The following is an 18,070-nucleotide window of genomic DNA, read 5'->3' as shown; positions in this document are numbered from 1 at the left end:
TTGAGCCGGCGGTTCTCCTCCTCCAGCTCCTTCATGCGCGCGACCATGGACACGTCCATGCCGCCGAACTTGCTGCGCCACTTGTAGAACGTCGCCGAGCTGATGCCGTGCTCGCGGCACAGCTCCGGCACGGGCGCACCGGCCTGGGCCTGCTTGAGCACGGCGATGATCTGGCTGTCGGTAAAGCGGGACTTCTTCATGGAACCTCCTCGAGAAAGGGTACGAGAAAATTCCACTTCTGGCGTCTGCTAATGGGCGGGGGGATTACCCCGGCGGCGTGGCTCCCTCCCAGACTCCAGCAACCGGGAGACAGGCTCTGGCTTTTTTCCCGCAGACCACAGCGCGAGGCGTGTGCGCGACCAGCGTTGTGCGCTGAGCTCGACGATCGACCCGGGGAGCACTTTCCGGCACGCCATCTGCCAGTCGGGAAAGTAACGCTCGACGATGGAACCGTTGTAGACCTCCGCGATCACGTGATGGCGCGAAGACCGCTTGATGCGATCGTAGGTGTGCTGCACTCCGGCGGGTGAGCCCTCGAAATACTGGAAGAATCGAGCGCCGTCGTAGAGCAGGACACCGGTGATGGCGGCCAGCGAGTTGTGTGCACTGGAAGAGACAAGCAGCCGGTCGACCTCCCCCATCGACATGGGACGACGCACCTCGCTCACGTAAGCGATGGCCTGCAGCGGTGGATTTGCCAAGAACGCATCTCGATAGGTGATCTGCTCCAACATCCATTTCTGCAGAGTCGTCAGCGCCGGCTCCTCCTGAGGTCGCTGCGAGCGCCAGTATCAGGGCGCGACGCACCGGTTGGCAATGGAGACATTACAATTTACTTATACATAGCGGCGATGTGCGTCCATGGGCCAGCATGCTCGCCCGCCCCGGCTCGTGCAGTGCCATGCTGGCAGGCCAGTGGATCCGATGGACGGCGCGCGAAGACGCTGACGCTGAAGCAGTGGATGGCCGAAGACGTGACCGCGGTTTCATCTGAAGGAATCTGAAGGAAGTCGACAATGCACGCATCGCTCCAGGGCTACACGCTCCCTCAATCACGCCAGACGATGACCGTCGGCAAGCATGACCTTCATCGCGGCCCCTTTCTGTTTCTGGCAGTGCTTGCCGTCATGTCGCTCGGAGGATGCGCCGCCACGCCTCCGGCGGCCGGTCATCTCATCGAAGGCCCTGTGCGCCTAGGGGAGATGGCAGCGGTCGATGGTCCCAGAGTGCGGCCAGATCGCGTGGTCGAAGACAGCCGCTGCCCTGCCGATGTTCGATGCATCGTGGAAGGCCGACTGATCGTGAGTGCGACGGTCCTGGGGGGCGGATGGTCCAAACAGGTTGACCTCACGTTAGGCATCCCGGTCCCTATTGCCGATGGCATGTTGACGCTGGTGGATGCCACGCCCACGCCCATCGCCCCGGAAACCGCCGCACGCTCTGCGGCACGCTTCACCTTCACATTTCAAGGCGGTCGCTAGCCAAGCATGCCCTCAGGCTAAAGATCCGCATCTTGCGTCAGCGACCACTTCCAGCGGATTGGAAGTTGCCTGCCCTACTTTCGTTAAATTGCGCTGATCGCGGGCCGAATGCACTGGATCGCCACTGCGAAGTCCAAGCAGCTGGTCGGACGCAACAAGATCCCGCACCCATTACCGCAGCGATTGAAACGTTTCTCGCAGGTGGTCGACCAATGCAGGCGGATTTCCCATCGCAGCGAAATGCCCGCTCGCCCCGACCCGCGCGGCAATCGTCGAGAAGGTCACCGCGGAAGCGTGTGTGCGTCTGCAGGCGGCCCTGCCCGACGACGACGCCCCGCCCGATCCCCTGGCAAGCCTGAGACGCATCACGCACGCCTTGGTGGAAGACCTGGATCTGGTCATCTCCAGCGTCACCGGGATGGGCATGGACGGCGCCGAACGCGGCAATACCTGTTACGCCGCGCCGGAATGGCAGCCGTTCCAGGCGCATCTGGATGCTTCTTCTTGCATGGCCGGCAGCGCGGCGTGTTGGGTATCGAAATGTCGGCGTCCTGATGGAGCGACTTCTATCTCTCGTGCCTGTTCGGAGCCGGTTGGGCTGTGGCCACCGGCGCACTGGCACAGGCATCGGTCGTGCGTGCGGTCCCGACCTCGTTCCTGGACGGCGCACGTTCCGGTTCGAGAGTGCAATCTCCCTAGCCGCAAGCCGGGACAACACGCGATTGATCGCGTTTGCTCAGTTGAAGCGATCGGTCTCTAACGAAGCGGCAAGCCAGTTCGCCGGGGGACGGGCACGGTCTGCACGCGATGCACGAGGATCACCTACGCATCATGCGCTGTCGGCGGTTGATGCAGACGATGCATCTCCGCGCGCTCAGAGACGCAAGGGCACCGTCGAGCGAAAGATCGCAGGCCCCGAATCTGTGCGGTCAGGCAGACATCGCCGCACGTCATCGCGCCTCACGCTCCCCCGCCGTTATGGGGCAGCGCGCCCTTGTCTTCCTGTAGCTCGCGCTTGAACGGCACGTCCGGCGGTGGGCGTGCGGTGGCCGGTTGATCGTTGAGATTGGGGTCGCTCAGGCCGCAACCGCCACCCAATTGCAGGAGCGACACCACGCAGCTGATCTTGGTGGTCGTGCCCGGAATCGGAATCTCGATCTTCTTCAGGCCGCGCCGCACCCACTCCTGCAGCAGCGTCTGGTTCGGCATCCAGTACTTGTCCAGCGATGTCGGCGTGTAGCCGTACGGCGGACGTTTAAGCCAGGTGCCGCCCTGGGCAATCTGGTCGCGGGTCCAGGTATCGGCCTCGCTGCCCGGTGGTCCGCGGTCACCTGTCGCCTTGCCGGCATCACCTGTTCCGGTGGCCACCTTGACGCTGCCATCGGCATTGAACATGCCGTTGCGCTGGGCGTTGGCGCCTGTCGTGTCGCCTTGCCGATCGCGGTCGGATTTGCTCCAATCGTCGGCGTTGGCGGCCACGTCCCACCCGCCGCTGCGATCGGCAGGCGTCGGGCCGGCATGACTGCTGGCGGCGGGCTTGACGGGCGACGATGCAGCGGCCGCCGCGCTGCCGGAACGCTCGGACGGAGCAGGACTGGCCTGCGACTGCGCAGGTTGCGCGGCTGCTTGCGCGGATGGCGCCGGCTGCGGGTCGGGAGTCGCAGGCGCAGGCGCCGCTGGCACGACAGGTGTCGCCGCCAATGGCGCAGGCGTCGGATCCGGTACGTTCGGCAGCTCTGCAGGACGCACCGCGATGTCAGGCATGCGCACCGTCGGCGAGATCTCACGCAGGCGTGCAGCCGGCGCTGAGATTTGCGGGCGCTCGGGGATGACGACGTCGCGCTCGCGCACCGTTGGGGCCGTGGCGGTGCGCAGCGCTACATCCGTGGCCGGACGTTGCAGTTCGCGCACCTGCGGACGTTCGGTCAGCGTCTGGATGTCGCGTTGACGCACCTCGACCTGCGGTGCTGCGCGTTCGATCGCACGCGGCGTCAGCGTGATCGTTGGCGGCGGTGGTACGACAAAGTCGGTGGTGGCGACCGGGGTTTCGGTGACCTGCAGCGGCGATTCGATCGTCACCGGCGGTACCTGGAACGTCACCTGCGGAATGTCCGCGGCGACGGGTTCGCTGGCAGCTTGCACCGGTTCCGGCGCATGTTCCGGTGCCTGGGCCGTGTCCGGAGGCTCGACAGGATCGGCGGCTGGCTGCGCTGGTGTCGGTGTCGACAATGGAGCTGCCTCGCTTTTCGCCGCCGATGCACCCGCGTGCGCTGGCGAAGATGCCGCAGCTGCAGACGCCTGCGTCGACGCCTCAGCCGCAGGCTGCCCTTCCCCGCCGCCCTGCTCTTCCGCCCCATCGCCGATCAAGGTCATGCGCACCCGCGATTCGTCGCCGGGTGCGGTTTCCTCCGGCGCCCAGCGCACGGTGACCACCCAGACGAGCAGCGCAATAAACCCGAGGTGGATGAAAAAACTGCCAAGCACCGCCAACCAGTGCTGCCGACGCTGATCCTTCGGGCGCGGGTCCCAGTGCTGCCACCACAGGCTGCGGAACGCCTGGAACGGCGACAGGAGAGAGACGCCGGCCACACCGCGCCGGGCAGGCTGCTCACGCGCCAACAGCACATCCATGACCTGGTCATCGTTGAATGGCGCAGCCACGTGCTTGCGGTTGCCCATCCAGATGCCCCAGCCATACGGAAGGCCGGTGCGCCGATCCACAATGAGCTTGCCGGGCATGCGCGCGCGCAGTGCCTGCAGCAGATCGGCAGCCGTTGTCACCGGTGGTGCGGAATCAGGCCGCGCTGTCGCGCGGAATGTAGGGGGCGTCGCCGGTGGCGTGGTCGGTCGCGTCGCGCACCGCAGTCACGCCGGGCACGCGCCCCATCAGGGTCTTTTCGATGCCCTGCTTCAAGGTCACGTCGGCCATGCCGCAGCCGTGACAACCGCCGCCGAAGCGCAGCAACACCACGCCGTCGGCGGAGACTTCCTGCACGGCCACGCGCCCGCCATGCGATGCCAGCTGCGGGTTGACCTCGTTTTCCACCACCCAGCGCACACGCTCGACCATCGAAGCCGACTCTGCGGGCGCTTCGCCCTTGATCTTGGGCGCCTTGATGGTGAGCTGCTGGTTGCCGGTGGACTGGGTGACGTAGTCGATTTCGGCACCATCCATCCACGGCACGCTGGCGGCGACGACATACAAGGTGAAGCCGTCGCAGTCGATCGCCCATTCGTCGCCGCTCAGGTCCGCCGGTTCGGCGAACTCAAGCCGTGCATCGGCGCGTGGGGTGCCCGCATCCACCGCGCTCAGGCGCACGCCCATGCCGGGCACGCCCTCGCGCTCGATGAGCTTGCGGAAATAGGTCTGGGCTTTGTCGGATATCTGGATCATGCGGGTTATTCTACCGCTCAAAGCGCCCTCGCTCATGGAACACCGTGATCCTGGTGGGCGCGCCGTCCGCCACCCCTGCGAGACCGTCATGACCGATCTGATTCCCCTGGAGCAGGCGCATTGCCTCCCGCGCAAAGGCAGCGACCACAAGCTGGGCGAGGCGCGCCTGGCCGAACTGCTGCCGCAGGTGCCCGGCTGGGAGCTGGCCGAGGCCGGCATGGCGCTCACGCGCACGTTCCGCTTCGCCGACTATTACCGCACCCTGGCCTTCGTGAATGCGCTGGCCTGGATCGCCCACCGCGAAGACCACCACCCCGACCTGGGCGTGCATTACGACCGCGTCGTGGTGCGCTATTCCACCCATGACGTGGGCGGGCTGAGCGAGAACGACTTCATCTGCGCGGCCAAGACCGCGCAACTCTACGATCAAGGAATCACTGCATGAACATGTATCGCGCTGCGCTCGCCGGTCTCATCGTCGCCACCGGCCTCGGCGGCTGCGGCAAGTCGCCACAGCAGGCCTCTGCGCCCACCGTCGCGCCCACCGAACTGGCTGCCCTGAAGACGCCACCGCCGGAATATTCGCCGCAGCTGGCTTGCGCCGGTGTCGGCGGCACCACCGTGCTGCGGGTCGTGGTCGGCGCTCAAGGCACCCCCACCGACGTGTCGGTGGCACAGAGCAGCGGCCAGCCGGTGCTCGACGAAGCGGCCCAGAAGCGCGTGCGGGAATGGCAGTTCAAGGCTGCCACCCGCAATGGCCAGGCCGTGTCGCAGACCATCCAGGTGCCGGTCTCGTTCAAGCCGCCGGTACCGCGTCCAAACGAATGTTTCGCCATCGAGGAACGCGCACGCCGCGGCGGCTGAGGACCGCGCAGGTCGCTGACGCCTTGTTTCTGCACGGCGCAAGCGCGCCGACACAAGCGAATGAGCGCCAGCGCCCTGTTCGGGCGCGCTTGAGTTTCGCACATGGGTGACGCTGGCGCAGATGCGCTACGTTTCGTCTTCAACACCACGTCTTCGTCATCGCGGCATGGCCATCCTGCTTCCCCGGAGGTCGTGCGTATCTCGCGAGCTGCAGTCGCCACGCTCTCCGCAGGAAGTTCTTCATTCCACGAGGACGTCGCGCCACATGCTTGCAGTGTCATCACACAATCTCTGGATCGCGCTTGCGGTCACGCTGGCTGCCGGACTGGCGACCGGGCTCGGCAGCCTCATGGTGGTGTTCGCCAAAAAGCCCAATCCGCGGCTGTTGGCGTTCGGCCTGGCCTTCGCCGGCGGCGCCATGATGTACGTGTCGCTCACCGAGATCCTCAACAAGTCGATCGCCGCGTTTTCCCAGGCCTACAACGACAAGCTCGGCTTTACCTTCGGCACATTGACCTTTCTGGGCGGCATGCTGCTGATCATGGTGATCGACCGCCTGGTGCCGAATCCGCACCAGAGTTTGTCCAGCGACGATCCGCAGTTTCGCGAAGACAACCGGGCCTATATCCGCCGGGTGGGGCTGATGACCGCCGTCGCGATCACCGCGCACAATTTTCCGGAAGGATTGGCGACTTTTTTCGCCACGCTTGAAAGTCCGGCGGTCGGCATGCCGCTGGCGTTCGCGATCGCCATCCACAATATTCCCGAAGGCATTGCGATCGCGGTGCCGGTGTATTTCGCCACGCGCAACAAGTTCTATGCGGTGGGCGCCAGCCTGCTCAGCGGGCTGGCCGAACCGATCGGTGCGGGCATCGGATATCTGGCCTTGTCCAGCGTGCTCTCGGACGCGGTCTTCGGCACCGTGTTCGGGCTGATCTCCGGGGTCATGGTGTTTCTGGCACTGGACGAGTTACTGCCGGCTGCCAAGCGGTACGCCCAGGGTCACGAGACCGTGTACGGCCTGGTCTCGGGCATGGGAACGCTGGCGATCAGCCTAGTGTTGTTCCGCTTCGCGACGCCGTGAAGCGCGTCGTGCGCTGGCATCTCATGATGACCTGGCCGCAAAGTCTGCTGCGCTAGGGGCTGAGAGCTTTCTGCAGCGACACCATCGCTGTCTTGTTGATGACGAGCCGATGCGCGCTGCCTGCCTGAAATCAACCGCGTGCGTCTTCGCGCACCTTCGTGGCAGATGGCTTCCCGCACTTCTGCTGAACACCGTCGCGCCCGGTCGACTGAAGCACAGTTTTAGAAAGGTTCCAGACATTCAAACCGGCGCATGGTACGCGCGTCATCAACGCGCACACAGCGAGGTGCCGTATGCAACGCACATGGTCACAAGGGCGCCTTGCCTTGGCGCTGTCGATCGCATCCACCGGCCTGATCGCGCTTGGCGGGTGCCGACGTACTGACTCACCGGCGCCGGCCGCCGCCGAGCCTCCGCCGCCTCCCAGCGCGATGGCAACGCCGGCTTACGCGCCGCCCACGGCGGACCAGCTTTACCAATTGGTCGCGCCGATTGCCCTGTTTCCAGATAAGTTGCTGGCGCAAACGCTGGCGGCGTCGGTCTATCCCGATCAAGTGGTCACTGCACAGGAATGGCTACGCAGCAATAGCGGTTTGAGCGCTGCCGATCGCGCGCAGGCCACGGTGTCGCAATCGTGGGATCCGAGTATCAAGGCACTGACTGCCTTTCCCGATGTGGTGGCCCAACTGGCCGGCAATCTGGATTGGACGCGTACGCTCGGCGATGCCTATGCCCACGACCCCAACGATGTGCTCAACGCGGTGCAGATCATGCGCCAACGCGCCCAGGCCAGCGGCCATCTGCGCAGTACGCCGCAACAACAAGTGCAGGTGGCGCGCCACGTGGTGGTGACGCCCATTATGGATGAGGGCCGCATCCCGCCGCCCTTGCAGGTGATCACCATCGAACCAGCGCAACCGGACGTGGTGTACGTACCGCGCTACGATCCCGGCGTGGTCTACGGCACGCCATCGGGAGTATCGCTACCGCCCGGTCCGCTGGTACGACGAAGGCGACGTCGTCACCACCGGCCTGGTGTCGTTCGGCGTCGGCGTGCTGGTGGGCGGCGCACTTGAGCACCATCACGGTTGGTTCGGCTGGGTCGAGCCGGCGCCTGTCTGGCACCGCTGGGGCTGGAACAGCTGGGGTGTGGATTGGAACGCGCCGCCGGCCGCACCGCATTACGTGGTCTACCAGAACCATGTCTATGCGCCGCGCACCACCACCATCAACAACCGAAACACCTATATCGATGCGCGCTCGTATGTGAATCAGGATCAGCGCCATTGGTCCAATCCGACATCCGCGCCCGTGGCCGGGATGTCTCCGGCCAGCTTCCACGCAGCGCAGGCGGCCGCTCTGCCTGCAGCGGTCGCCAACGCACGTGGGCTTGGTGCGTTTGCAGGAGCCACCACGCCGGCGCCCTCGCCCGCGCAGCTGCATCGCCCGCCCGACTATGCGCATCTGGCCACACCGCATTTCAGTGCGCAGATGCTGCAGCCAGGGCGCCCGGTCGCGCTGAACGCGTCGCCGTCGCCGCATGCTGCGTCCCTGACACCTGCGGCCCGTCCGATGCAGCCATTGCCCTCTGGGATGCGTTCGCCGCGCGTGCAAGCGCCGGCATTCGCATCGGCCGCAGCGCCTGCGCGGGTGAATGACCTACAGGCCGCACAGCAGCGCGTGGCGCAGATGCACGCAGATTCGCGGGCAGCGCAGGAGCAAGCAGCGGCAGCCAACCGTGCACATGCCGGCATGCCGCCGCGTGATGCATTGGCGAGCCGCGACGCCCGCGACAGCCAGTTCCGGGCGCAAGCCCACCCTGCGCAATGGAAGCCGCCCGTGCAAGAGCAACGACAGCTGCCGCCCCATCAGCAATTCGCATCCGCAGCATTGCCGCGTGTCGAACATGCGCAGCAGTCGCAGCCGCGTTACGAACCGCACCCGGTCATGAAGGCAGAGCCGCAGCAGCGCATGCAGCGGATGGCGTCCTTCGCCCCGCCGCGCGCCGCTCCGACACATCAGGCCGATATGCACCAGCAACGCCCGCATCCGTCGGCGCAGCCGCAACATCACGACCACCGCCACGAGGGCTGAGCCAGCGCGCTGGCGCAGCCCTCGTGGCTGCGTCAGCGACCGAGCTGGTCCAGCGCCTCGGCCAGCTCTGGCGCCAGCGGCGCGCTCAACACATACGGCGTCTTGCCGGCATCCAGCGCGAATTCCAGCGATGCGGCATGCAGGAACAGCCGCTTCAACCCAAGCTGGTCGCGTAGGCGCTTGTTGACGTCCGCCTCGCCGTATTTATCGTCGCCGGCCACCGGGTGCCCCAGGTGCTGGGCATGCACGCGAATCTGATGGGTGCGGCCGGTTTCGATGCGCACTTCGCAATACGAATGCCCGCCGCGCCGTTCCAGCAACCTGAAATGGCTCAGCGACGGCTTGCCGATCGCATTCACCTGCACATGTCGCTCCCCTCCCTGGCGCAGGCCGATGTGCAGCGGCGCGTCCACGGTCATCACGCCGTCGGGCATGCGGCCCACCAGCAGGGTCAGGTAGCGCTTGGTGATGCCGCGCCCTTCGACGCGGTCGTCTTCACGCATCAAGGCCTGCAGCTCGGTCAGCGCCGAGCGCTTCTTGGCCACGATCAATAGGCCCGATGTATCGCGATCGAGCCGATGCACCAGTTCCAGGCTCTGGTTCGGCCGCAGCGCCCGCAGCGTCTCAATGGCGCCAAAACTGATCCCGCTGCCGCCATGGCTGGCGACTCCAGAGGGCTTGTTGAGGGCAAGCAGGCGCGCATCCTCGAACACGATCGCCGCTTCCAGCCTGGCCATGAACGAGGACGGTGGCGCTGCCTTGTCGCCTTCGTCGTTGATGCGTACCGGCGGAATCCGCACTTCTTCGCCGCCTTCGAGCTTGCGCTCGGCCTTGGCCCGCCCGCCGTTCACCCGCACCTGGCCGCTGCGGACCAGCTTGTAGATCAGGCTGCGCGGGGCGCCCTTGAGCTGGCCGAGCAGGAAATTGTCCAGCCGCTGTCCAGCACGGTCTTCCGGAACTTTGAGAATACGCACGCCGACGCGGTCGGCCGGCGGCTTGGGGGGCTGGGGGTCGGTCATCCGGCTCTTTATTCTGTTACACTCGGCGAGCGAGATAAGGGTTTGATTTTGTTGGAAGTTGATTGGCCAGAAGCCTGACTTCCGATGATTCCGGCACAGTGCGCGACCACCGCCCCCGGGGCGGCCATGTTAGCGGCTCACCGGCCTACCCGGCCATCGCCAGCGGTTTTTGACCGCTGCGCTGAACATGTCCCGTGCGCTGCCCCGGTTCGTCCGGACGCGGCTGCCGGCCCTGAAACACCTATAAAACTTAAACAAGCGCTCCCGCGGCCTGCCGTGGTGTTGCAGCGCTGGAAACTCTGGTCAGGCCTGTCCGCGCGTTGCGCGAAGGGCCGACAAGCTGTTCCAGAGGCGAAACGTCACGGCGTTCCGCGCGGTAGAGCGCGTGAGGAACGCAACAATGAAGCGAATGCTGATCAACGCAACGCAGGCCGAAGAGCTGCGCGTGGCGATTGTGGACGGCCAGACCCTGTACGACATCGACATCGAACAGCCGTCCAAGGAACAAAAGAAGTCCAACATCTACAAGGGCCGTATTACCCGGCTTGAGCCTTCCCTGGAAGCGGCGTTCGTGGACTACGGCGCCGAGCGTCATGGCTTCCTGCCGTTGAAGGAAATTTCCCGCGATTATTTCCAGGCCGGTGTCGACCATAACAAGTCGACCATTCGCGAGCTTCTGCGCGAAGGCCAGGAAATCGTGGTGCAGGTCGACAAGGAAGAGCGTGGCAACAAGGGCGCCGCCCTGACCACGTTCATCTCGCTGGCCGGCCGCTACATGGTGCTGATGCCAAATTCGCCGAGCGCCGGTGGCGTTTCGCGCCGCATCGAGGGCGAAGACCGCGCCGCGTTGAAGGAAGCGCTGGACAAGCTCGACATTCCCGACGACATGGGCGTGATCATCCGCACCGCCGGCGTGGGCCGCGATGCCGAAGAACTGCAGTGGGATCTGGACTATCTGCTGCAGACCTGGAAGGCAATTGCCGAAGCTGCGCTGAGCAAGCCGGCCGCGTTCCTGATCTACCAGGAATCGCGCCTGATCATCCGCGCCCTGCGCGACTACCTGCGCGCCGATGTCGGCGAGATCCTGGTCGATACCCCGGAGCTGTACGCCGACGCCCAGGAGTTCATGAAGCAGGTGATGCCGCAGAGCCTGCGCAAGCTCAAGCACTACACCGACGATATCCCGCTGTTCAATCGCTTCCAGATCGAATCGCAGATCGAAGGCGCCTATGAGCGCAACGTGCGCCTGCCCTCGGGCGGCTCGATCGTGGTGGACCAGACCGAAGCGCTGACCGCCGTGGACGTGAACTCCTCGCGCGCCACCAAGGGGAGCGATATCGAAGAAACCGCGTTCCAGACCAATCTGGAAGCGGCAGAAGAAGTCGCACGCCAGCTGCGCCTGCGCGACCTGGGCGGCCTGGTGGTCATCGACTTCATCGACATGGCCTCGTCCAAGCACCAGCGCGAAGTCGAAAACAGGTTGCAGAACGCGCTCAAGTACGACCGTGCGCGCGTGCAGTTGGGCCGCATCTCGCGTTTCGGCCTGATGGAAATGAGCCGTCAACGGCTACGTCCGAGCCTGGGCGAATCCAGCCAGATCGTCTGCCCGCGTTGCGACGGCCACGGCCGCATGCGCAGCGTCGAGTCGCTGTCGCTGTCGATCATCCGCGTGGCCGAAGAGCACGCCATGAAGGAAAACACCGGGCAGGTGCTGGTCCAGGCGCCGGTAGAAATCGCCAACTACCTGCTCAACGAAAAGCGTAGCGCACTGCGTGAAATCGAGCAGCGCCATGAGTCGCCGATCATCATCGTCGCCGACGAGCAGCTGCACACCCCGCACTACGAAGTCACGCGCCTGCGCGAGAACGAGCTGGGCGAAGAGAGCGGCAAGCCGAGCTACCAGCGCGGCACCCCGCGCAAGCTGCCGGTGCATGCACTGACCAAGGCGCAGTTGAATATTCCTGCCGCTCCGGCGGTCACGTCGATCAAGCCGAGCCAACCGGCACCGGTGCGCGAAGAGGCCCCTGCCCCGGTCGCGCCCGTCGCTGCTCCGGCGCCGGTGGTGACCGTGCCCATTCCGGCACCGGTCACTGGCGTGGTGGGTTGGCTGAAGCGGATCTTCGGCGGCGTCGAGCCAATTGCCCCGGCCCCAGAGTCGACCCCGCGTCCGCGCCAGAACGATGCCGGCCGCAATAACCGTAGCGAGCGCGGCGAGCGTGGCGGTCAGCGCCGCGATGGTCGCGATGCCCGCAATGGTGGCAACCAGCAACGTGGCAATGGCGGCAATGGCAACGGCGCCAACAAGGAACGCCGTGACGAGCGTCGTCAGCCTGCCAACGCCCAGGGCGCGCAGAATGGCGCACAGGCGCAGCAGCAGGTGCAGGTGCCCAAGCCGCCGCGCAGCGAAGCGCAGGCGCCAAAGCCGCAGCAGCAGAAGCCCAAGCCGCAGAATCAGAGCCCGCGTCCGCCACGTGGGCCTGCACAGCAGGATGGCGCGCCGGCCGAGCGTCAGCCGCGTCCGGCACGCCAGGATGAAGGCACGGCAGCGGCGCAGACCCTGACCCCCACTGCCGCAACGGCAACCACGTCGAGCGTGGTGTCCGCCATTGCCGATGCCGCTGCCGCTGCACCCACCAATGCGCAGACCAACGCGAATGAAGCGGTCCAGGCGCATCCGGTCGATGTCACCGTGATCGAATCCACCGCTGATCGCGGTGCCGACGCGAATGCGGCTGCACCGGCTCCGGATGCCGCAGGCGACGATGCAGCCAATGGGGAAGGCGGAAGCCGCCGTCGCCGCGGCCGTCGTGGTGGCCGTCGTCGTCGTCGTGGCGCTGGTGCCAACGGAGAAGGTGGTGCCAGCGTCGATGGTCTGGACGGCGACGATCTGGACAGCGATGCCGACAACGATCTCGATGGCGACAGCGAAGGTGACGACGCTGGGATGCAGGCGCATGCTTCGGCCGCACCACGCGCCGGCCAGCCGGAATTCGACTTCGACGACGAAGCACCGGCACCCGCAGTGCGCGCCAAGCCAGAACCCGCTGCCCAGGCAACCGCCAAGGCACGTCCGGTTCCCAAGGAGCGTGCAGAGCCACAGATCGGCAGCGATACAGCCTCGACCACCGCGCCGGTTTCCAATACCGTGCCGGCATCGCAGCCGTCAGCAACACCCGTTGCCAACGCTGACACCGCCCGCGAGCGCCCTGCTGCGCCCGTCGCGGCTACGGACGCAACTGCCAAACCCGCGCCGGCTGCCACAGCGCCGACGGTTGCCGGCACCGATGGTGCGGCAGCGCAGGCTGCGGAACAGCGCCCCGTAACGGTCGCTCAGCAGGCATCCGCCACCCCGGCACCGATTGCCGCTCCCGCACCAGTGGTATCCACTCCGGCAGCTGCAGTGGCTCCCGCCGCCGGGGCGGCACCGACGGCACCGGTGGCGGCTGCCGTGGCTCCGGCACCGGCTGTTGCATCGCCTGTGACCAGCAATGCGGCGACAAGCAGCCAGCAGCAGCCTTCGGCGCCGGCAACTGCAGCTGCGCCTGCCGCTGCCCAGGCCGCGAAGCCCGACCAACAGCAACCCGCTGCGTCGGCGGACGTTGAAACACCTCCGGTGCAAGCCACTCTGGTGCAGCCGGCACGTGGAACGCCTGCTGAGGACCTCTCGGCACCTGCGGCAGCTTCCCCGGCGTCGCAGGCCGCAGTGGTCACGGTGACGTCGCCGCACGCCGAGCAGTCTGCTTCGCAGACGCCATCTTCCGAGGTGGCAATGACCTCTACCTCGACGGTTGTGCAGGCAAGCCCGAGTGCAGACACCGCGCCCGTGCGCAAGCCGTATGCTCCGGTGCAGACCACCATGCTCGATGCGCTGAGCCCGAACGATGCTGCGCCAGCGGCCTCCTCTGCCAGCAAGCCTCCGGCAGCAGCCCCTGCAGCAGCGCAGGAATCGCAGGCAGACAAGCCCAAGCCGACGGTGATTGTGTCCGAAGCAGTCAAGCCAGTTGCTCCATCGGCCGAAGCCGACCAGGCGCAGGGGGACGACAGCAGCAAGCCGCGTGGCGATCACTGATCGCCAAGTGACCCGGTCGGCTGGCCTGGTTGGATAGCAGGCCATGTCAACATCGAAAACAGCGGCCTTCGGGCCGCTGTTTTTTATGCGCCACCTGCACTAACGCGAAGCCGCATCCGCCGGCTGCAATCCCGGCGAGGCATCTGCGCTCCACGTTGGGGTTCAGCCGACATACGTGTAAAAATGACTCGCAGAATCCGATTTCTTTTTTGAAGACATGAGGTTACCGGATAAAACGGCGCTTCCATCGGCTCATCCACTACCTCGTCCTTGTTGAGGTTCGGCACGCTGCAACTGTCTTGCGGGGAGTGTGCGAGACCGGTCGGTCACCAGGTGGGTAATAGACGGATGCCGCCGCCCCATGTAGCGGCGGTCATGAGGGTCGGCAGGGATTAACGACGCCCTGCCGACCCTCATGCCGGGCTACTGCTGCCCGTGCGCCACGTGGCAGGCCCGGCCTATAGCACCGCGCATCGCATGGCCGTGCTTGGGCGCGTAGCGCGCCCAAGCACGCTCCGGTGGCGTCATGGACGTCTCGACGCTCATCCGGTTTGATCCATCGTCACCAACTCAAGGGTGGGCGACCCAAGGCATCCAGGCGTTCTGCATCTTCAAGTATCGCAGCAGTTGTGCGCGGCGAAATTGGCTGTGCGTCATCCAGTGCATAGGCCTGCCGCGCAGCATCGGCGGCTAGAGCCTCACGCGTCCGCGGTGAGTGCTCTTGCAGCCTTTGACGCGTGCTCTGGGCCAGATCGGGCGCGATGACTGGCATCGAGGGAAAGGCGTATTGGGGCGCACGCTTGGCCTGGTTGAAAAGCAAGGCCTCCTCTAATTGGCGTGCATACGCATGGTTCGCAGTTTGCGGGTCCTCGATCTCGGTCTTGTATGCGTTCGCCTTATTCAGCGCTGCGCTCGCGGCAGGCTTGTCGAACTTTTCAACTACGGTGGTGGTCGTTCCGTACGTTTCGGCCCAGCGCGAATCCCTTAGTAGCGTGGCTGGACCGTCGCACCACGAGTCAAGGACCACCGCAGATTTCTTCGCTTCTGCCGCGCCTGGCGGCTGGTAAAGCGCGTAAACGTGGGGCACGCTGCATTCACGTACGGTCATCATCTGCCCGCCATCCTCCATGCGGACTGCATGTTGGCGGGCATTGATCGCTGCGTTATGGTCACAGTTGCCAGCCCCAACAGCTAGCCCGCTGCCTGCCTCATCTCGATACATGGCATAAGCCACGTCAGTGTAGATGGCGCTCCGTCCGTTGCTGAGCCGCAGATCGCTATCGACATTGCCTCGCCCACGGTGCAAGGCGAGTCGTGTCTCGTGCACCGTCTCTGTAGCATCGGCAAGGCGTTGACGGTCGCTCGCGTCTTCGATGGGTCTGCCGTTGAGTCGCATACCAAGCTGGTAGGCCGCCTGCTGAACTTCGTGCGGCTGTAGGGTCGGCTGCCGGAAGCGACCCCGCCTTGTTCCCGAAGAGCCGATTGCCACCAAGCCATGCAGGCTGGGTGACATGGGCGCCTCGGGGGATGAAGGCGTAGAGGGCGTGGTCTGCTCTGTGGTGTGGGTTAAATAATGCTCAGGTTCACCCGCTACGGGTGAACCCACTACGCTCGGCTTTGAAGTGCATAGCCCCATCTTGATCTCCTGCAGTGACTGTAGAAGCAAGTTTGGCGGTGAGCACTTCGCTTCGCTTCGCCTCACCGAAACCCTGGCTGGGATGGCGAAGCATGACGCGGGGGATGACCGACCCTCATGACCGCCGCTACATGGGGCGGCGGCATCCGTCTATTACCCACCCGGTGACCGACCGGTCTCGCACACTCCCCGCAAGACAGTTGCAGCGTGCCGAACCTCGAAAGGGACGAGGTAGTGGATGAGCCGATGGAAGCGCCGTTTTATCCGGTAACCTCATGTCTTCAAAAAAGAAATCGGATTCTGCGAGTCATTTTTACACGTATGTCGGCTGAACCCCACGTTCTTCCAACACGGCGGTCAAAGTGTGCCGCTCGTGCCTAGCGGTTGTAAAAAACCTTCGACCAGGAATTGCGACGACGCCAGAACTTGCCGGCACATGACGACCATCGTTGCGGAAAGCTCCCTGTGCGAGGCTTGTATTCATGCTCATTGCATGGGACCTCAGGGCGCACGCCGCCAGGTTCTAACGTAGTGCGCGCCTCTAGCAGGCCAGACTAATTCGCGCACGCATGCGTGTGCGCAATCCAGCTGCGGCTGCCGAAGGGCAAGACACGTCGTTTCTCAGCGCGCGATGAGTCTTCTCTACGCGATGTTGTTCGCCCTGGCCTCGCAATGCAGCGCAGCCAATGCGGCGCACTCAAGGCAACGGTTCACAGCACTCTGGAGGGATCGGTCAGACCGTATTGATTGGCTAGCCGTGCCAGCGCAATGTTGTCCTGGATGCCGACCTTCTCAAACAGGCGTGCCTTGTGCGTGTTGATGGTCTTGGCGCTGAGGTTCAGGCGCTTGGCGATGTCTTCCTGGCGCAGCCCCTGGGTCAGCAGTAACGCCACTTCCAGCTCGCGGGGCGACAATGCATCGAACGGTGAACCGCCACCTTCCAGATTGGACAGAGCCAGGTTCTGCGCGATCGTGTTGCCGAGATAACGCCGCCCCAATGCGACTTCACGCACCGCGCGCAGCAACTCGTGCGCGTCACCGCCCTTGCCCACATAGCCGGAGGCGCCTGCCTCGAGCAAACGCTTGGGCAATGGGCCGTCTTCGAGCACGGAGACGATGATGACCCGCGTGCCGTAGTCGCCCTTGACGATGCGCTCGGTAATTTCCAGGCCGCTGACGCCGGGCAAATGCAGATCGCACAGCACGATGTCCGGTTTGAGTTGACGAATCTGCGGCAATGCAGCTTCGCCGCTCTCTGCTTCACCCACCACATCGACGTCCACTTCCTTGGACAGAATCATCTTCATGCCTGTACGCACGAGTGCATGATCGTCGATCAGAAAAACTCTGATGGTCATCCTTGTTGTCCTCGCTAGCGGCTGGCTGGTGCAGCCTATCTCCGTGAATAATTCAGGGCAAGCTCGATGCGACGTATTACGCTCAAGTTAGAGCGTTATGACGCGTCACTAGAGCATGCATGACGTGCGCATGGCGCGATGTCTCTAGGCAAGATGTTGCAACGTATGTCGATGATGCGGGCGCCAGGCCGACAGGTGACATCGGGCAATGCAGTCGCGCTCGGTCAGATTTCCACTGGCTAGGCGGTACGGTCGGCGTCCACCAAGGGGTTTAACTCGGGATCCAGTGCGACGCGTTCGTCGAAGACAAAGCAGCGGCCGTCGTAGCCTTCGCCGCCGACCTCTTCGAAGTAGCCCAGGATTCCGCCCTCCAGTTGCAGCACGTTGTCCATGCCATCGGCCTGCATCCACAGCGCGGCCTTTTCGCAACGGATGCCACCGGTGCAGAAGCTGACCACCGTGGCATCGGCCAAGGCAGCACGATGCACCTCCAGCGCGCCAGGCAAGTCGGTGAACTTGTCGATCGGCAGCGTCAACGCACCCTGGAAGGTTCCGTATCTCACTTCCTGCGCATTGCGCGTGTCCAGCAACACCAACGGGCGGCCGCGATCATCCTGCCCGTTACGCAGCCAATTGCGCAGCACGGCAGGCGTCACCGAAGGCGCACGACCTTGCAGCGGCGATGCATCGTCGCGCCGAAAACTGATGATCTCCGGCTTGATCTTGACCTTGAGCCGCGCAAACGGCTGATGCTTGCTTTCGCTGTACTTGATGCGCATCTGCGCAAACCGCGTATCGGACTGCAGCCAGGTATAGAACCCGCCGATCTGCTCGGCAGCGCCTGCCAGAAATAGGTTGATGCCCTCTTCGGCCACCAGCACCGATCCTTTCAGCGCGTGCTGTTCGGCCTGCGCAAGCACGCTGGTGGCAAGTGTCTGCGGATCCTGGATGGTGGCGAACTGGTAGGCGGCGGTATTGGTAATCATGCGGCTATTTTAGAGCCGCGGGCAGCCCCTAGCGAGCGCTGTGAGCGGGGCGCCCAACGCGGTGCAGCAGCGAGCCTGCAACCGC

12 protein-coding genes and 2 pseudogenes are annotated in these 18,070 nt (G+C 64.7%); 6 read left to right on the top strand and 8 right to left on the bottom strand.

Translation table 11 applies throughout. The features are described from left to right. On the bottom strand, positions 1-200 hold a 200-nt coding region (locus J7360_RS10785; protein ID WP_059001059.1), incomplete at its 3' end, for a transposase. Between the two features lie 64 nt (positions 201-264). After that, positions 265-734: pseudogene (locus J7360_RS10780) on the bottom strand (BLUF domain-containing protein). A gap of 330 nt (positions 735-1,064) precedes the next feature. On the opposite strand from J7360_RS10780, the gene J7360_RS10775 reads away from it, so the two are divergent. After that, positions 1,065-1,481 (top strand): hypothetical protein, encoded by a 417-nt coding sequence (locus J7360_RS10775; protein ID WP_209033839.1) that lies wholly within the window; start codon positions 1,065-1,067, stop codon positions 1,479-1,481. Positions 1,482-2,441: 960 nt separating this feature from the next. Here J7360_RS10775 and J7360_RS10770 read toward each other — a convergent pair. Together J7360_RS10770 and J7360_RS10765 are read right to left on the bottom strand one after the other, a co-directional pair. Continuing rightward, positions 2,442-4,262, bottom strand: coding sequence for a hypothetical protein (locus J7360_RS10770; protein ID WP_057664169.1), 1,821 nt, complete (start codon positions 4,260-4,262; stop codon positions 2,442-2,444). A 13-nt stretch (positions 4,263-4,275) separates the two neighbouring features. Further along, positions 4,276-4,875 carry an NfuA family Fe-S biogenesis protein gene (locus J7360_RS10765; protein WP_007964449.1) on the bottom strand — a complete coding sequence of 200 codons (600 nt, stop codon included), beginning with the start codon at positions 4,873-4,875 and terminating at the stop codon, positions 4,276-4,278. A gap of 88 nt (positions 4,876-4,963) precedes the next feature. Between J7360_RS10765 and J7360_RS10760 the strand changes: the two genes are divergently transcribed. The 4 genes and pseudogenes from J7360_RS10760 to J7360_RS10745 all read left to right on the top strand — a co-directional run bounded on the left by J7360_RS10760 (position 4,964) and on the right by J7360_RS10745 (position 8,917). Beyond that, complete coding sequence (locus tag J7360_RS10760) at positions 4,964-5,320, top strand: 4a-hydroxytetrahydrobiopterin dehydratase (protein ID WP_003489213.1); 357 nt, start codon at positions 4,964-4,966, stop codon at positions 5,318-5,320. Continuing rightward, a complete protein-coding gene (locus J7360_RS10755; RefSeq protein WP_005916451.1) occupies positions 5,317-5,739 on the top strand; it encodes an energy transducer TonB in 423 nt (140 codons plus the stop codon). The genes J7360_RS10760 and J7360_RS10755 overlap by 4 nt, the downstream gene beginning before the upstream one ends. Positions 5,740-6,004: 265 nt before the next feature. After that, a complete protein-coding gene (zupT, locus tag J7360_RS10750; RefSeq protein WP_209033837.1) occupies positions 6,005-6,823 on the top strand; it encodes a zinc transporter ZupT in 819 nt (272 codons plus the stop codon). 293 nt (positions 6,824-7,116) lie between these two features. Then, positions 7,117-8,917, top strand: a pseudogene (locus tag J7360_RS10745) (DUF3300 domain-containing protein). A 32-nt stretch (positions 8,918-8,949) separates the two neighbouring features. Here J7360_RS10745 and J7360_RS10740 read toward each other — a convergent pair. Then, positions 8,950-9,936: an RluA family pseudouridine synthase gene (locus J7360_RS10740; protein ID WP_022559188.1), complete on the bottom strand. Its 987-nt coding sequence runs from the start codon at positions 9,934-9,936 to the stop codon at positions 8,950-8,952. A gap of 409 nt (positions 9,937-10,345) precedes the next feature. Between J7360_RS10740 and J7360_RS10735 the strand changes: the two genes are divergently transcribed. Beyond that, positions 10,346-14,005, top strand: coding sequence for an Rne/Rng family ribonuclease (locus J7360_RS10735; protein ID WP_057664176.1), 3,660 nt, complete (start codon positions 10,346-10,348; stop codon positions 14,003-14,005). Positions 14,006-14,567: 562 nt separating this feature from the next. Here the strand turns inward: J7360_RS10735 and xopE are convergent. The 3 genes from xopE to J7360_RS10720 all read right to left on the bottom strand — a co-directional run bounded on the left by xopE (position 14,568) and on the right by J7360_RS10720 (position 17,985). Beyond that, complete coding sequence (gene xopE / locus J7360_RS10730; RefSeq protein WP_057661330.1) at positions 14,568-15,641, bottom strand: XopE/AvrPphe family type III secretion system effector; 1,074 nt, start codon at positions 15,639-15,641, stop codon at positions 14,568-14,570. Positions 15,642-16,351: 710 nt separating this feature from the next. Next, positions 16,352-16,999: a response regulator gene (locus J7360_RS10725; RefSeq protein WP_003489223.1), complete on the bottom strand. Its 648-nt coding sequence runs from the start codon at positions 16,997-16,999 to the stop codon at positions 16,352-16,354. A gap of 239 nt (positions 17,000-17,238) precedes the next feature. After that, positions 17,239-17,985: a sulfurtransferase gene (locus J7360_RS10720; RefSeq protein ID WP_057662149.1), complete on the bottom strand. Its 747-nt coding sequence runs from the start codon at positions 17,983-17,985 to the stop codon at positions 17,239-17,241. Positions 17,986-18,070: the final 85 nt, after the last annotated feature.

The sequence above is a fragment of the Xanthomonas sp. D-99 genome, from assembly GCF_017746145.1.
Lineage (GTDB): Bacteria > Pseudomonadota > Gammaproteobacteria > Xanthomonadales > Xanthomonadaceae > Xanthomonas > Xanthomonas cissicola.
This window is presented reverse-complemented; position numbering and strand designations above follow the sequence as displayed.

Coding starts and splice junctions, on each gene's coding strand:
- J7360_RS10775 (WP_209033839.1), top strand. CDS start 1,065: ATGACCGTCGGCAAGCATGACCTTCATCGCGGCCCCTTTCTGTTTCTG.
- J7360_RS10765 (WP_007964449.1), bottom strand. CDS start 4,875: ATGATCCAGATATCCGACAAAGCCCAGACCTATTTCCGCAAGCTCATC.
- J7360_RS10760 (WP_003489213.1), top strand. CDS start 4,964: ATGACCGATCTGATTCCCCTGGAGCAGGCGCATTGCCTCCCGCGCAAA.
- J7360_RS10755 (WP_005916451.1), top strand. CDS start 5,317: ATGAACATGTATCGCGCTGCGCTCGCCGGTCTCATCGTCGCCACCGGC.
- zupT (WP_209033837.1), top strand. CDS start 6,005: ATGCTTGCAGTGTCATCACACAATCTCTGGATCGCGCTTGCGGTCACG.
- J7360_RS10740 (WP_022559188.1), bottom strand. CDS start 9,936: ATGACCGACCCCCAGCCCCCCAAGCCGCCGGCCGACCGCGTCGGCGTG.
- J7360_RS10735 (WP_057664176.1), top strand. CDS start 10,346: ATGCTGATCAACGCAACGCAGGCCGAAGAGCTGCGCGTGGCGATTGTG.
- xopE (WP_057661330.1), bottom strand. CDS start 15,641: ATGGGGCTATGCACTTCAAAGCCGAGCGTAGTGGGTTCACCCGTAGCG.
- J7360_RS10725 (WP_003489223.1), bottom strand. CDS start 16,999: ATGACCATCAGAGTTTTTCTGATCGACGATCATGCACTCGTGCGTACA.
- J7360_RS10720 (WP_057662149.1), bottom strand. CDS start 17,985: ATGATTACCAATACCGCCGCCTACCAGTTCGCCACCATCCAGGATCCG.